We start from the raw sequence: 16,133 nt of genomic DNA on the forward strand, positions 1-16,133 counted from the left end.
GACGGCGAGCCGGCCCCGGGCCGTCCGCACGAGGGGATCGCCCGGCCCGGCGCCGAGACGGGGGCCGGGCCGGGATCCGGTGCGGTGGACGCTGCCGCCGTGCCGTGGGGGCGGTCAGCCGGCCCAGACGTCCTCCACGTAGTGACCGGACTCGGTCATGGCGGCCAGCCAGGCGGTGGCCTCTTCCTCGCCCGCACCGGTGCGGTCCCGGTAGATCGCCATGAACGCCTCCCGCACCGCCGGGGCCATCCGACGGCCGTCCCCACAGATGTAGACCCGGCCGCCGGCCTCCAGCACGGCCCAGACCTCGTCGCTCTCCTTCGCGATGCGGTCCTGGACGAAGCGGGCGCCGTCTTCGGGGGCGCAGGCGAAGGTGGGTCGCATGCTGACGGCTCCGGCGGCCTCGGCCGCCTCGAATTCCGCGCGGTGGAGGTAGTCGACGTCGGGGTGGTCGCAGCCGAAGTAGCACAGCAGCGTGCCGGTCGACCGGGCGTGGTGGCGGTCGAGGACGGCCCCGCGGAAGGGAGCCAGGCCGGTGCCCGCGCTGACCAGGATCACCGGCACGGAGTCGTCCTCGGGCAGGCGGAAGGCCTCGTTGCAGGGCAGCACCCGGGCCTGGACCGTGTCGCCGGCCGTCACGGTCTGCAGGTAGTGCGAGCCGATGCCGCGGAAGGTGCCCCCGCCGCAGCGGTGGGGCGCGGCGAGCAGCGACACCATCAGGTCGACCTCGCCGGGTGCCGCCTCTGCGGAGGAGGAGATCGAGTAGTGGCGCGGGCGAAGTACGGGCAGCAGCTCCAGGAAGACCTCGAACGGCAGTTCGCAGGCCCGGTAGCGCTCCAGCAGGTCCAGGACGCTGCGTCCGGCGGCGGTCACCCGCTCGCGGAAGGCCTCCGCATCCGCCGCGGCGAGTTCGGCCAGGGGTCGCTTCTCGGGCGGGCAGGCGGTGTGCTCGGCGAGCACGGCGGCCTGCTCCTGGGTGGCGGGGTCCTGCAGTTCGACGAAGTCGGTGAGCAGGCGGCGCAGGGTCAGCGGGCGGTCGACGGGCAGGGCGCCCCGGCTGCGGCGGCGGGCACGGAGGCGGACGGTGCGGTCCAGGTCGAGGGAGAAGCGGTCGGCCACGCGCTGGACGAGGTCGGCCGGGTTGCTCGGGAGCACGGCGATGTGGTCGCCGGTGCGGTAGGTGACGCCCTCGGGCAGCCGCAGTTCGAGGAAGCGCTTGGAGCGGCCCAGTCCGTGGTTCATGTCGACCAGTTCGCAGGCGTCGAGCACCTCCATGGGCTGGACGCCGTGCCGTGCCGCGAGCCCGCCGATGACCGAGTCGGTCGTGTCCTCCAGCTCGTACAGTCCCGTCTCCTGGTCGGCGTCCGGCTCTGCCCCGGCGGCCTCCCCGGCGGCTCCGTACCGCTCCAGCAGGGCGGTCCACAGGTCGTCGGTCCACCGGTCCACCGTGCCGGCGAAGTCGCCGGAGGCGTCGGCGGCGGCGCGCTGCAGCAGTGAGGTGGCGCCCGCGGCGGTGAGCCGCTCGTCGATGAGGGTGGGGATGCGCTGGTAGGTGGCGGCCCAGTTGCGGTCGCCGACGCCGAGTACGGCGTACGTCAGGCCGTCGAGCGAGCCGGGCTCGAGTCCCTCCAGCCAGGTGACGAACCCGGTGGCGTCGTCGGTGGGCCTGCCGTTGTAGGAGGCGGCGACGATCACGACCGGGCCGTCGCCGGCGGAGAGCTTGCCCACGGAGTCGTCGAGGGGCGCGACGGACGGGGCGAACCCGCGCGCGTCGCCGTCCGACGCGAGGTCGCGGGCGATGCCGGCGCAGGTACCCAGGTTGGAGCCGTGCAGCAGGGTCAGCGCGGTGCCGGTGGCGCGGCCGGCGGCGGGGCGGTCCTCGGCGGCGACGGCAACGCTCGCGGCGACGGTGGGCAGGCGCCGCTCGCCGCTGGTGCGCAGGGCGAGGTTCAGGGTGAACCCGTCGGGCTTGATGGTGACGAACTGGCTGATCCTCAGCTGGTAGTCGGCGTGGTCGATCAGGCGGTAGCGATGGATCACCAGCGCGAGGACCAGCGTCGCCTCGTGCAGCGCGAACTGGCGTCCGATACAGGCGCGTTCACCGCTGCCGAACGGCTTGAACAGGTGGACCGGCCGCTCCTCCTCCCGCTCGGGCAGGAACCGGTCGGGGTCGAACAGCTCGACGTTCTCACCCCAGGCGGGGTCGCGGTGCAGCTGCGGGATGAGGACCTCGACCGCCTCGCCCTTGCGCAGGGCGTACTTCCCGCCGATGACGGTGTCCTCAAGCGCCTCCACGCCGTACACGGGGGCCGTCGGCCACAGCCGCAGAGCCTCGTTGAGCACCTGTCGGATGTACGACAGTTTGCCGATGTCCCCGTAGTCCGGGTCGGGGGCGTCCGAGTCGCCCCACACGGCGTCGACCTCGGCCTGCGCGCGGGCGAGGATCTCGGGGTGCTTGGTCAGGTAGTAGAGGGCGAACGACAGGGCGCCACTGGTGGTCTCGTGACCGGCGATGAGGAACGTGATCGCCTGGTAGCGGATGTTGACGTCGTCCAGGGGCTCGCCCGTCACCGCGTCGCGGGTGTGCAGCATGCGCCCGAGGATGTCGTCCGTGCTCTGGTCGCCGGACGCCCTGCGCTGCCGGATCACGTCGTCGACCAGGTCCTTCATGGCGGTCGTGTCCTCGCGGAACCGCTCCGCCTTCTTCCACTTGAACATTTCCGTGCCGGGTATGGAATCCGCCTTGTCCTGGACGAAGCCGAGCACCCGTGACAGGGACGAGACGAAGGGGTGCGGTTCCTTCCGACTGAACGACTCGAAGTCGTAGCCGAAGCCGCACAGACCGATCGTGTCGAGGGTCAGCCGTGTCATGTCGTCGCCGACGTCCACGGGCTCCGCACCCACCGCCTGGTCCCACTTCCCGATCAGCTCCCGGGCGACCTTGAGCATCGTGGCGTGGTAGCCGCGCATCGCGCCCAGGGAGAACGCCGGCATCAGGACGTCGTGCGCCTTGCGCCAGTTGGGCTCGTCGTTGTGGGCGGTGATGAGCCCGTCGCCGGCGAGCCCCCGCAGGGTCTCGAGCACGTCGTGCACGTTCTTGCGGAAACGGGTCTCGTCCGCCAGCTCCGTGACGAGGTCGAGGCCGGAGGCGAAGGTGACCTCGTGACCGAAGACGCTGAGCTTGAACAGCGGCCCCAGCTCCTTCGCCTCCTTCATCACGTGGAACAGGGGGATGGAGTCACTGGGGATGTCGAACGCGCTGCCGACCAGGGGGAGGCCCGGCCGCTGGGGGATCGGTTCGGTTCCGCGCAGGGCCTCGTGAGTCATGAGATTGCCTTTCGTTCCGCACCGGTAAGTCGCTTGCGGATCAACCTACACACGACATTGTCGAATGACAAGGTCGATTGAAACGGTTACACGACAAGGTCGTTGGACAGGGCGAGGCGGAGGTGTTGGACAGGACGAGGCGGGGGTGTTCCAGGGCGAGGCGGGGGTGTTGGACGTTGGGTGGACCGACGACTTGACACACGACTCCGTCCATCGACATGGTTAATCGACATGGTCGACCGACCAAAGCGCTTGTGTGCAGTCACATCCGCACAGGCACCATCGAACGAATAGAGGTTCCCGCCATGAGCACGATGCTCGCCGGACGGCTTCACCTGGACACACGTACGTTCGCGGTCGAAGAGGTTCCCCTGCCGGTGCCGGGCCCGGGAGAGGTCCTGGTCGAGGTGCGGGCCGCCGGGGTGTGCCTGTCGGACGTCCACCTGATCGACGGCAGTCTCAGCCCCGCCTTCCCGGTCGACGCGGTCGCGAACAGCCGCGCGGTCACCCTCGGCCACGAGGTCGCGGGCGTCGTCCACACCCTCGGCCCGGACGTGCGGGGCATGTGGGCACCCGGTCAGCGGGTGGTGCTCCAGGCGGGGCAGGCGTGCGGGGAGTGCGGGGACTGTCTGCGCCGCATGTCATGCCGGCAGCCGCTGACGCGCGGCGTGGACTACGACGGGGGCTGGGCCCAGTACGCCGTCGCCCGCGAGGACACCCTGCTCCCGATCCCGGACGGCCTGCCCTTCGACCAGGCCGCGATCATCCCCGACGCGGTCTCCACCCCGTACGCCGCCATCGTGGGGACGGGCGCGGTCCGGCCCGCACAGGCGGTCGGCATCTGGGGTGCGGGCGGCCTGGGCGCACACGGCATCCGGCTCGCCCGCATGGTCGGCGCGGCCCCGATCATCGCCGTCGACCCGCTGCCCACCGCGCGCGAACGCGCCCTCGCCTTCGGGGCGGACGTCGCGCTGGACCCGACCTCGGCGGGCTTCGCCGAGGCGGTGGACCAGGCCACTGGCGGACGGGGCGTTCAGGTCGCGTTCGACTTCGCCGGCGTCCCCGCGGCCCGCGCACAGGCCGCCGCCGCGCTCGGTCCCGAAGGGGTCCTGGTCCTGGCAGGGCTCACGCCGGAGCCGATCATCATCGGTGACAGCTTGGGCTTCTGCTTCCAGGGCAACCAGATCCGCGGCCACTACGGCTCCGGGCCCGAGCACGTGGCAGAGCTCATCCGCCTTGCCTCCGCCGGACGGATCGACCTCGCCCCGTCCATCACCGCCCACGTACCCCTGGCCGACGCGCCGGACGCCGTCGCCCGCCTGGAGAAGAAGATCGGCGACCCGATCCGGCTCGTACTCACGCCCTGACTCCACGGCCCCGCCCGGTCGAGAAGGAGCCCCCTCCGGCAGCACGTTGCCGCCGGAGGGGGCTCCTCCCACGAAGTGCACTCAGGCTGCCCCTGCGGCCGCAGCCGACGACCCATGTCCCAGCAGAGGCACATGGGTCGCCGATCCCGCCGCAGCGTCCGCTCGTGGATGCCAGCGGCAAGCGGCACCCACCTACGGGCGCCCACGACAAGCAGCGCCCACGCAGCACCCCTCGGCGCAGCAAGCGAGCACCCACCGGGCGACGCACCTCACAACAGCTACCTGACACCAGGCCAAGTCAATCGACTTTGTCACATGATAAAGTCTGTCGAACGGGTGCTCGCGGCTTCCCTGCCGTCTCGTGTCCCTGCCCCCCACCCCCGCCCGCAGGGGCATCGCGCGGACCCCCCTTCGTGAAAGGACCCCAGCTCATGCGTGTGTTCATAGACGAACCGGTCGAGAGAATGAACGGGCCCTACGCCCGGCGCTGGTGGGCTCTGCTCGTGCTCTGCCTGAGCCTGCTGATGATCGTGATGGCCAACACCGCCCTCACGGTCGCGGCTCCCTCCATGACCCAGGACCTCGGTCTGTCCAGCACGGACCTGCAGTGGGTGATCGACGCCTACACCATCCCTTACGCCGCCCTGATGCTGCTGTTCGCCGCGATCGGCGACAAGTACAGCCGACGCGGCGCGCTCGTTCTCGGGCTCGTCCTGTTCGGCGGCGGAGCAGTCTGGGGTTCACTGGTCGACAGTGCGGCCGGAGTCATCGCGGCGCGTGCGGTGATGGGTGTCGGTGCGGCGCTCATCATGCCCGCCACGCTCTCCCTGCTCGCCGCGACGTTCCCGCGCGCCGAGCGGACCAAGGCGATCACCTTGTGGGCGGGCACCGCAGGTTTCGCCATCGCCGCGGGACCGCTGATCGCGGGCACGCTGTTGGAGAGCTTCGGCTGGCAGTCCACCTTCCTGACCAACGTTCCGGTGATCGCCCTCGCCATCGTCGGCACCTTCGTCCTGGTACCACCGTCCAAGGCCACGCACGCGCCGCGAATCGACTACGCCGGTGGGCTGCTGTCGGTGGTCTGGATCGCCGCGCTGGTCTTCACGCTCATCGAGGCCCCGCACGGCTGGGACGCCAAAGCGGCCACGGGCACGGTCGTCACGGTCGTGGGGCTCGTGGGATTCGTCCTCTGGGAGCTGCGCCACCCGCACCCCCTCCTCGACCTGCGCCGATTCGCGAACCGTGCGTTCACGGGTGCCAACATCGCCGTCGTACTGTTCCTCCTCGCGGTCTTCGGCGCCTTCTTCTTCCTCACCCAGCACCTCCAGTTCGTCCTGCGGTACGACGCGCTGGAGACCGGCATACGCATGCTGCCGCTCGCCGGCGCGGTCTTCGTCGGCTCCGCGCTGACCGGTTACCTCACCCCGCGCATCGGCATGAAGGCGACGATCGTCGCGGGCATGGCCGGCGGCACGCTGGCACTCGCGCTGCTCACCCAGGTCGACGAGTCGTCGTCGTACGGCGATTTCGTGGCACCCCTCTTCGCACTCGGGCTCGCGATCGGCCTGGCGCTCTCGCCCTGCACGGACGCGATCATGGGCGCGTTCCCCGAGGAGGAGCTGGGCGTGGGCAGCGCGGTCAACGACACCTCGCAGGAACTGGGCGGGGCGATCGGCATCGCCATCCTCGGTTCGCTGCTGTCGACCTCGTACTCGTCGAACCTGTCGGACGCAACCGCCGGCAGTGAACTCCCGGCCGACGCACTGAGCCAGGCGCAGGACTCGGTCGCCGCCGGGTACTCGGTCGCCGAGGGCATCGGCGACCAGGCACGGCAGCTCGCCGACCAAGCAGCGCGGGCGACCGACCCGCAGCAGGCCGCACAGCTCCAGGAGCAGGCCGGCCAACTCACCGACGGAGCCCACCGGATGGCGGAGGCGGTCGGCTCGTCCTTCGCGAACGCGGTGGCTCACACCAGCCTGGTGGGCGCGGCGATCCTGGGAGCGGGGGCGGTGGCCGTGGCCCTTCTGCTTCCGGGCAAGGGCCGCAGTGCGGAAGCAGGGGCGGAGAACAGGGCCAAGGCCGGAGCAGGGATCCAGACCTCGGTCGCTCAGGAGAAGGAGCCAGAGTTCACCCACTCGAATCCGTGATCCCGGGCGTCATGTTTCCTCATGTTCCAAGCGTCCCGCCAGAAGGCCGCCGGCCTCCGGGCCCGGTGTGACTGTTCTCCCCTGTCGATGGGTCGACCTGGGGGGGTGTCACCGGGCTCGAGGGGTTCACCGCCCCGCGACTGTTTCTTCGGGAACAAGCAACTGCCGTCGTCGTCCAGCGGCTCCGGGTCGATACCCCTCGACAGCGGGTCGTTCGAGTCCTACCTTCCGGATCTTCCGGCCTCGTCGCTCTTGTCGGGCTCGCCGCACAGCGGCACCACGTTCGACATCATCGGCAGCATAGCGGTCGCCATCACCGTGCTCGTGTGCGCGACGGTGGCGATGGAGCGCCTGCCATGGCTGCGCCGTCTGGCCAAACCGGTCGTCGCCGTGGGGACCATGTCCCTGACGGCCTATGTCGGCCACTTCGTCGCACAGCCCGTGCTGTCCGTGCCCAGCGGCGACGTCCAACAGTCCTGGGGGCCGCTGCTCATGTTCCTCCTCGGCGCCACCCTGTTCGCCGCGGTCTGGTCCCGCTTCTTCCGCCGCGGCCCCCTGGAGTATCTGGTCAACGCCGCCACCAAGCCGGCGACGTACATCCGATGAGGCCAGGCCGGGCCTGGGCACCGAGCCGTCACCCTTGAGCACAACGCCGCCGAGCGCCGACGACACCAACGCTCTGCACCGTCTGCTGCGAACCGAGGCGGACGAGGCGGACGATTCCCGTGATCAGGCAGTCGAGCCCGCGGGGTCGGGCAGCGCGACGAGCCGCGCCCGTTTGCCTCCTGTGACGAGCGCGGTAGGCGTTGCCCCATGAGCAGGCCGCCCCGGTACTCCCGATGCGTTAGGCCGGCATGGCTGCCGAAGCCCATCTCGGTGCTGCCAACGGTGAGCGCGGCGGTGCCACGTGATCCTCAGGAGCGCGGCGCGGTGTGTTCCTCGACGATCAGTCCCTCAGGTGCCGTAACCGATTCGATGCGGCCGTCGGTGCCGATGGCGACGTCGAGTTGTTCTCCGGCGAGGGTGAGTCCTTGGACGGTGAGTGCGCCGATGGGGAGTGGGCCTGTCGGTCGGAGGTGGAGGCGGCCGGCGGGTACGTCGGGATCGAGGCCGGTCAGCGCGGTCATGAGGGCGATGGCTGCTGCCGCTGACCAGGCTTGTGGGCGGCAGGCGGCCGGGTAGGGGACCGGGGCGGGGGTGTCCGTGCGAGCGTCGCCGCCCCACAGTTCGGGCAGTCGGTAGTCGAAGGCCGGTGCCGCGGCGAGGATGCCTTCGATGAGCCGGGCGGCGGCTTGGTGGTGTCCGGTGCGGGCGAGGCCGGTGACGGCGATGGCGGTGTCGTGGGGCCAGACGGTGCCGCAGTGGTAGCGCAGGGGGCCGTAGCCGCCGGATGTCGACGACATCGTTCGCAGTCCGTAGGCGTCGGACATGTCGGGGGCGGCGAGCCGTGCGGCGACGGTGGCGGTCTCGTCGGGGTTGAGGATGCCGGTGGCCAGGAGGTGGCCGATGTTGCTGGTGACGGAGTCGACGGGGCGGCCCGAGCCGTCGAGGGCCATGGCGGGGTAGGGGCCTTGCTGGTCGGAGACCCAGAACCGAGCGCGGAAGCGGTCGGCAAGGTCGGCTGCGAAGGTGCGCCAGTGTTCGCCGCCGGGCAGGTGGAAGGCGTCGAGGAGTGCCGCTCCGGCGAGGGCTGCTTCGTAGGCGTAGCCCTGTACTTCGGCGAGGGCGAGGGGTGCTTCGGCGAGTCGGCCGTCGGCGTACCGGGCGGCGTCGCCGGAGTCTTTCCAGCCCTGGTTGGCAAGTCCGGTGCCGCTGTGGTCGATGTAGGAGAGGAAGCCGTCTCCGGCCTGGGCTGCGGCGTCGATCCAGCCGAGTGCCGCTGTGAGTGCGGGCAGCAGCGGTTCGATGTCGTCGGTGGGCAGGCCCCAGCGCCATGCGTCGTGGAGGAGGCAGATCCACAGGGGGGTGGCGTCGACGGTGCCGAAGTAGACGGGTGGCAGGCGCAGGCCCTGGCCGTCGTCGAAGAGTCCGCGCCGGACCTCGTGGAGGATCTTGCCCGGCTCCTCCTCCGTGGCCGGATCGGTGCGGGTGCCCTGCTGGGCGGCCAGGGTGCGCAGGGTGCCCAGGGCGAGGTCGGTGCCCAGCGGCAGGAGCATCCGTGCGGCCCACAGGCTGTCCCGGCCGAAGAGGGTGAAGAACCAGGGGATGCCCGCGGCGAGGAAGGTGTCGCCGGGCGATGCGGCGGTGGCCATGCGCAGCGAGTGGAGGTCGTCCAGGCTCTGTGCGACGAGGGCGGGCAGCCGGCGGTCGTCGGCGGTGACATCCGGGCGCTGCCAGGTGGGCTTGTGGCCGGCGGCCGTGACGACCGCGGCCGTGTCGGAGACCTCGACGGCCAGGTGCAGGTCGACGTTCTCGCCGGGCTTGACCGTGAGGGTCCAGGTCAGGGTGGAACGCTCGGCGTCGGGCGTCGCGCCGGGGGCGCTGACGGCGACGTCCACTGCCTGGTCGCCCCAGCGCAACACGCCTGCGCCGGAGCGCAGTTCACCGGTCGGCTCGGCGGGAGAGCGGGGCGGCAGGCCCGCCTTGGTGTGCTCCAGTGTCACGAGGTCTCCGGCCACCTCGACCCGGACGGCGAGATGCACGGGCGTGGTCGCGGTGGAGCGGACGGTCAGCTGTTCGGCGAGCCGACCGGGAGTCACCGTACGCCGTCGGTCGACCCGGACGGTCGGGTCGGGGACGGCGTCGCCGAGCGCCTGGGCCAGGCCGACGAAGCGGCTGCGGCCGGGTCCGTCCGTCGCGTTCATGACCGTGACGACCGGAAGCCAGCCCTCGCCCGTGATCTCGGCCTCGCCCGCGTGTGTGCCCATGCCCATCCCCTCGGCATCGCCCTCGGCCTCGGCGTCTCCGGCGGCAGCGGGAGGCGCCTTCCCCTCGTGCTCGCCGGACGGTGCGTGGTCGGGGCGCAGCGTCACCCGCAGCAGACTCAGCGCCCGTATGTCGGCGTGGAAGAGCCCGTGCACGGCGGCCCCGGGCGTGGCGGCGTCGAGGTTGCCGTCCGGCGCGGACAGGGCGACGGTCGGGGCGGCGAGGGTGACCGCGAGGTCGTGCAGGAGCGGCTGCCGCTGGGGTGAAGTCATCAAAGCTCCGTCCGGTGCCCTCGTGTCTCGTGGGCGGTTGGTGGGGGCGGGGTCGTGTGCCGGTTTGTGACTGCGCCGACTCTTGACAGTCCGGGCGCCGATCGCCACAGTAACCGATCAGAACGCTAAATTTAACGTTCAAATCCAAGCGCGATGGCGTGACGATGCGGCACTGCGACAGCGATACGCTGCGGTGCGGTGCGGTGAACTTTGTGGAGGTGGCTTCGCGATGGCGCGAGTAACACTCGAAAGCGTGGCGCGGCATGCCTCCGTGTCGATGCAGACGGTCTCCAACGTCATCAACGCGCCGCATCGGGTGCGGCCGGAGACCCTGGCCCGCGTGCAGGCCGCCATCGAGGAACTCAACTACCGCCCGAACCAGGCTTCCCGGACGCTGCGGACCCGGCGTTCACGACTGATCGGCGCGCGTATCGAGCCGCCGCGTGACGGTGTCAACGGTGCCGTCCTCGCTCACTTCCTGCAGTCGCTGACCGCCCGTACCCAGGAGGCGGGCTACCGGATCGTGGTCTTCACGGCCACCGATGACGATCACGAATGCTCCCTGTACGAACAGCTTCTCGACGATCACGACCTTGACGCCTTCGTTCTGCACGCCACCCACGCCGGCGACCGCCGGACGGCGTGGCTGGCCGAGCGCCGGGTGCCGTTCGTGACGTTCGGCCGGCCCTGGGGGGCTGAACCCGAGGCCGCCGAGCGGCATGGCTGGGTCGATGTCGACGGCGCGCAAGGGACCCTTGCCGCGACCCGGCATCTCATCGAGAGCGGCCACCGGCGCATCGCCTTCCTCGGCTGGCCGGAAGGACCGCAAGGTTCAGAGGTCGGCGACGACCGGCGCAGCGGCTGGTCCACCCTCCTGGCCGTGTCCGGCATCGACGTCCCCGCCGGCTACGACGTGGGCGTCCCCGACGGGCTCGACACCGGCCGTGAGGCCGCCGCGGCGATGCTCGACCTGCCCAAGCCGCCGACCGCGATCGTCTGCGCGAGCGACTCACTGGCGCTCGGGGCCTGGACCGAGATCACCGCACGCGGGCTGCGCCCCGGGGCCGATGTCGCGGTGGTCGGCTTCGACGACTCCCCGACCGCGGCGGTCGTCGGCCTGAGCAGCTTGGCGCAGCCGTACGACGAGGCCGCGGCCGCCTGTCTGCGGATGCTCCAGGAACTGCTGGCGACTCCAAAACCGCCGGCCGTCCCGCCCACCCCGATCCTGCTGCCGCCCCGGCTCGTCGTCCGGGCGAGCGGCTGAGCCGTCCCGCGGCACCCGCACCCTTCTCACCCCGCCGAGCGGCTCCATAAGCCCGTCCGGCCGACATCTGCGATCCCGCTCACGCTGCAGTGCAGCGGACGGGACGCGGTCCCCCTCTACCACCGGCTCGTCAGGCCGGCCTGCGCAAGGAGATTTATCATGAGAAATCCGCGTACTCGTTGGGTTGTTGGCAGCATCGCGCTGCTGTCGCTCAGCCTGTCGGCCTGTGGTGGCAGCGGCTTCGACGACACCGACAAGGCAGACGGCCAGGCGTCGTCCGGCCCCGCCTCGATCAAGGTCCTCATCGCCTCCAGCGGCGACGCGGAGACGAAGGCCGTCACGGCCGCCTCCGACGCATGGGGGACGAAGTCCGGCAACAAGGCGACCGTCACGCAGGCGCAGGACATCGGCCAGCAGCTCGGCCAGGGCTTCGCCTCGAACAATCCGCCGGACGTCTTCTACGTCGACGCCGGCCGCTTCGCGACGTACGCCAGCGCGGGCAGCCTCGAACCGTACGGCGACAGCTTCGAGGGCAAGGACGACTTCTACCCCGCTCTGCGACAGGCCTTCACCTACGACGGCAAGCTCTACTGCGCCCCCAAGGACTTCTCCACTCTCGGCCTGCAGATCAACACCAAGGCGTGGTCGAAGGCCGGCCTGACGGACGCCGACTATCCCACCACCTGGGAGGAACTGGCGTCCGTGGCGAAGAAGCTGACCACGGGCAAGCAGGTCGGCCTCGCGCTCGGCGACACGCGCGACCGGATCGGTGCCTTCATGGTCCAGGCCGGCGGCTGGGTGACGAACAAGGACGCCACCAAGGTCACCGCGGACTCTCCGGAGAACCTCAAGGCCCTGAAGTTCGTGCAGTCGCTGCTCACCGACGGCTCGGCCAAGTACCCCAAGCAGCTCGACTCCGGCTGGCCGGGCGAGGCCTTCGGCAAGCAGAAGGCCGCCATGACGATCGAGGGCAACTGGATCGCCGGCGCCATGAAGAACGACTACCCGGACGTCAAGTACAAGACGGTCCCGCTGCCGGCCGGACCCGCCGGCGAGGGCACGCTCGCCTTCACCCAGTGCTGGGGCATCGCCGCGAAGAGCAAGAACAAGGCCGCCGCCATCGACTTCGTCAAGGCGATGACCTCGAAGGACAACCAGATGACCTTCGCCAAGGCCATCGGCGTGATGCCGTCCCGGCAGTCCGTCCAGGCCGACTACGTCGCCCAGTTCCCGCAGGACAAGGCATTCATCGACGGCGCCGCGTACGCCCAGGCCCCGGTGAACGTCCCGAAGATCGACCAGGTGCTCGCCGACTTCGACACCGGTCTTCAGTCACTGCCGGGTGCCGACCCGGAGCAGATCCTCAAGCGGCTCCAGAAGAACGCGCAGGCGGTCGTAGGCCAGTAACCCGGATCGTCCGGCCACGAGTAGAACGAGAGTGAACCTGCGATGAGTGAACCGAATCCCGGGCCCGCCAAGGGCCCGGGCAGCGGCCCGGCACCTGCCCGGACTGCAGCCGCTGCCAAGGCCGGTGGAGACCGAGGCCGCCGCACCCGGGCCCCCCGCGGCGGTATCCGAGGCCGGGAAGGTCTCGCCGGCTGGCTGTTCGTCTCACCGGTGATCGTCGTGCTCGGGCTCTTCCTGGTCGTGCCCATAGTCATGGCGCTCTGGGTGAGCCTGTCCGACTGGAACGGCCAGGGCAGCCCCTTCTCTTCAGGCGTGCACTTCGACGGTGCGGAGAACTACGAGCAGATCCTCACCGAACCCGGCCTGGCGCAGAGCGACTTCATGACGAGCCTGCGCAACAACGCCTACTACGTCCTCTTCGTCGTCCCGCTGCAGACCGCGCTCGCGCTGGGCCTGGCGCTCCTCGTCAACGGCAAGCGGCTCAAAGGCAAGGGATTCTTCCGCACCGCCTACTACTTCCCGTCGGTGACGAGCTCGGTCGCGATCTCGGTCGTCTTCCTGTTCATCTTCTCCTCCAGCGGAGTCGTCAACTCCCTGCTGGCGAAGATCGGAGTCGACGGACCGGCATGGTTCGCCGACCCGCGCGGCATCATCCATCTCGCCCTCGGCGCACTCGGTGTGAACACCGACGCGCCACCGTCCGCACTCGCCGACACATCCGTCGGCGGCCTGTCCCTGTGGGAGTGGCTCGCCGGCCCCAGCGTGGCCATGACCGCGATCATCACCCTGGTCGTGTGGACGACCGCGGGCACGTTCATGCTCATGTTCCTCGCCGCACTGCAGGACATCCCTCTCGAAGTCGAGGAGGCCGCCGAGATCGACGGCACCGGGCGCTGGCAGCGGTTCCGCCACGTGACGCTGCCCATGCTCAAGCCGACGCTCTTCCTCGTCCTGACTCTCGGACTCATCGGCACCTGGCAGGTCTTCGACCAGATCTACGTCATGAGCAAGGGCGCACCCGCGAAGACGACACTCACCCCCGCGTTCCTCTCCTACCAGTCCTCGTTCACCGACAACGAGTGGGGACAGGGCAGCGCCATCGCCTTCATCCTCTTCGCGATCATCGTCGCGATGACCCTGCTGCAGCGGTTCGTCCTGCGCGACAAGGACGAAGCCCGCGCCAAGGCTGCCACCCGGCGCGCGGCGAAGGCGGCACGCTCCGGGTCCGGCCCGACCGCGGGCACCATCTGATGCCCCGCACCCCCGCAACGGCCCTCTGCCCGCAACCCGGAACCGATCCAACAGCGCCCACCACCACGGCCGCCCCGGCGGCCAGCCCCGACGTCCACAGAGGCACGCGATGAGCACACATCCCAAGCTTGCCGACACAGACACCGCAGCACACGCGGACGCCGCCACGCACGCGCCCCGCAGAGAACGCAACCGCGCACGACGCGGCGGCCTCACCCGTGCACTCGGCTACACAGCCCTCGTCCTCGTCGCGCTGCTCTACATCTACCCCTTCCTCATCCAGCTCGCGACGAGCTTCAAGACCGATGCGGACGCCACCGGTAACCCGCTGTCGCTGTGGCCGACCCACTTCACCACCGCGGCCTTCAGCCGGCTCGCCGAGGCGGACTATCCGCGCTGGTTCGCGAACTCCGTCGTCGTCGCGCTCCTCGTCACCGCGGGCCGCGTGTTCTTCGACTCCCTCGCCGGATACGCACTGGCCCGGCTGCGCTTCCCCGGCCGGGGCGCACTGTTCGCCGCCGTCATCGCGGTCATGGCCGTGCCCGGCGTCGTCCTGCTCATCCCGAAATTCCTCGTCCTCAACCAGATCGGGATGTACGACTCCTACTCGGGCATGATCGTCCCGCTCCTCGCCGACGCCGCGGGGGTGTTCATCATGAAGCAGTTCTTCGAGTCGATCCCCGTCAGCGTCGAGGAAGCAGCCCGCATCGACGGCGCGAGCACCTTCCGGACCTTCTGGTCCATCGTGCTGCCGATGGCCCGGCCCGCACTTCTCACCCTGACCATCCTGTCGTTCCAGGGATCATGGAACGAACTGGGCCACTTCATCGTGTCCCGGCAGAGCCCGGAACTGAACACCCTCACCACCGGGGTCGCCTCACTCGTCTCCGGCCAGCTCGGTTCGGGCAACCAGTACCCGCTCAAACTCGCGGCGACCCTGCTCATGACCATCCCCGTGGCCCTGGTGTTCTTCGCCTTCCAGCGGCACTTCGTACGCGGCGGAACATCCGGCGCGACCAAGGGATAACCCGGCCGGTGCCCCGAGTGATCAACCGTCAGCAACGCGTCTGTGTACTCCGACAGGACCGAGCCCCATGAGCAACCCAACCCTCACGAACGACGCCGCAACTGACTCCTGGTGGCGGACCGCCGCGATCTACCAGGTCTACATACGTAGCTTCGCGGACGGCGACGGCGACGGAACCGGCGACATCGCCGGCCTCCGCTCCCGCCTGCAGTACCTGGCCTACCTCGGTGTCGACGCGATCTGGATCAACCCCTGGTACCCGTCCCCCCTGGCCGACGGCGGCTACGACGTCTCCGACTACCGCGACATCCACCCCGCCTACGGCACCCTGGACGAGGCCCGGAAACTGATCACCGAAGTCCACGAACTGGGCCTGCGGGTGATCCTGGACATCGTCCCCAACCACACCTCCGACCGACACGCCTGGTTCCAGCAGGCACTGGCGGCGGCGCCCGGCTCCCCGGAAAGGGAGCGGTTCATCTTCCGTGACGGCAAGGGCGAGAACGGCTCCCTGCCCCCGAACGACTGGCACGCGGCCTTCGGCGGCCCCACCTGGACCCGCACCCCCGACGGCCAGTGGTACCTCCACCTCTTCGCCCCCGAACAGCCCGACCTCAACTGGGACAACGACGAGGTCCGGGCCGAGTTCGAGTCGATCCTGCGCTTCTGGTTCGACCTGGGCGTCGACGGCTTCCGCATCGACGTCGCCCACGGCATGGTCAAGGACCCGGCTCTCCCGGACCTCGGCCTGCCGGAGTTCTCCGTCCTCGCCGACGAGGGCCAGGACAACCACCCGCACTGGGACCGCGAGGGCGTCCACGACATCTTCCGCGGCTGGCGCGCCATCGCCGACAGCTACCCCGACCCCCGCGTCTTCGTCGCCGAGGCCCACGTCCGCCCCGGCCGCATGCCCGACTACCTCCGCGCGGACGAACTCCACACCGCCTTCAACTTCGACTTCCTCAAGTGCGCCCTGGAGGCGGACAAGCTGCGGGAGGTGATCGACCGCACCATCACCGACCTGGCGAAGGTCGGCGCCCCCGCCACCTGGGTCCTCTCCAACCACGACGAGACCCGCCACGTCACCCGCTACGGCCGCGCCCACACCGGCGTCACGACCCCGCTGCGCGACGAGGGCCACCAACCCGCCGACCTCGCCCTGGGCACCCGCCGAGCACGGGCGGCGGCCCTGCTGATGCTCGCCCT

At 70.3% G+C, this 16,133-nt stretch carries 9 protein-coding genes and 1 pseudogene; 8 read left to right on the forward strand and 2 right to left on the reverse strand.

Going from position 1 to position 16,133, the window contains the following annotated elements; translation table 11 throughout:
• Positions 1-114: 114 nt before the first annotated feature.
• Entirely contained in the window at positions 115-3,327 is a 3,213-nt protein-coding gene (locus AWZ10_RS42645) for a bifunctional cytochrome P450/NADPH--P450 reductase (protein WP_052769575.1), read from the reverse strand.
• A gap of 305 nt (positions 3,328-3,632) precedes the next feature.
• On the opposite strand from AWZ10_RS42645, the gene AWZ10_RS42650 reads away from it, so the two are divergent.
• From AWZ10_RS42650 to AWZ10_RS42660, 3 genes and pseudogenes are all read left to right on the forward strand, one after another.
• Positions 3,633-4,694 (forward strand): zinc-binding dehydrogenase, encoded by a 1,062-nt coding sequence (locus AWZ10_RS42650; protein ID WP_060893820.1) that lies wholly within the window; start codon positions 3,633-3,635, stop codon positions 4,692-4,694.
• Between the two features lie 431 nt (positions 4,695-5,125).
• Complete coding sequence (locus AWZ10_RS42655; RefSeq protein ID WP_060893821.1) at positions 5,126-6,841, forward strand: MFS transporter; 1,716 nt, start codon at positions 5,126-5,128, stop codon at positions 6,839-6,841.
• Between the two features lie 171 nt (positions 6,842-7,012).
• Positions 7,013-7,447 (forward strand): annotated as a pseudogene (locus tag AWZ10_RS42660) (DUF418 domain-containing protein); the annotation flags it as partial.
• A 308-nt stretch (positions 7,448-7,755) separates the two neighbouring features.
• Here AWZ10_RS42660 and AWZ10_RS42665 read toward each other — a convergent pair.
• Positions 7,756-9,978, reverse strand: a complete 2,223-nt coding sequence (locus AWZ10_RS42665; protein WP_060893822.1) for a glycogen debranching N-terminal domain-containing protein — start codon at positions 9,976-9,978, stop codon at positions 7,756-7,758.
• A 253-nt stretch (positions 9,979-10,231) separates the two neighbouring features.
• Between AWZ10_RS42665 and AWZ10_RS42670 the strand changes: the two genes are divergently transcribed.
• The 5 genes from AWZ10_RS42670 to AWZ10_RS42690 all read left to right on the forward strand — a co-directional run.
• A complete protein-coding gene (locus AWZ10_RS42670; RefSeq protein WP_234360687.1) occupies positions 10,232-11,242 on the forward strand; it encodes a LacI family DNA-binding transcriptional regulator in 1,011 nt (336 codons plus the stop codon).
• Positions 11,243-11,401: 159 nt separating this feature from the next.
• Positions 11,402-12,649, forward strand: a complete 1,248-nt coding sequence (locus AWZ10_RS42675) for an extracellular solute-binding protein (RefSeq protein WP_046706357.1) — start codon at positions 11,402-11,404, stop codon at positions 12,647-12,649.
• A 42-nt stretch (positions 12,650-12,691) separates the two neighbouring features.
• Positions 12,692-13,900: a carbohydrate ABC transporter permease gene (locus tag AWZ10_RS42680; RefSeq protein WP_079104677.1), complete on the forward strand. Its 1,209-nt coding sequence runs from the start codon at positions 12,692-12,694 to the stop codon at positions 13,898-13,900.
• A 109-nt stretch (positions 13,901-14,009) separates the two neighbouring features.
• The gene (locus AWZ10_RS42685; RefSeq protein WP_046706358.1) at positions 14,010-14,927 is read left to right on the forward strand and encodes a carbohydrate ABC transporter permease; all 918 of its coding nucleotides are present in this window, start codon (positions 14,010-14,012) and stop codon (positions 14,925-14,927) included.
• Positions 14,928-14,994: 67 nt separating this feature from the next.
• On the forward strand, positions 14,995-16,133 hold a 1,139-nt coding region (locus AWZ10_RS42690), incomplete at its 3' end, for an alpha-amylase family glycosyl hydrolase (protein WP_060893823.1).

Source organism: Streptomyces europaeiscabiei, assembly GCF_001550375.1.
GTDB classification, from domain to species: Bacteria; Actinomycetota; Actinomycetes; order Streptomycetales; family Streptomycetaceae; genus Streptomyces; species Streptomyces europaeiscabiei.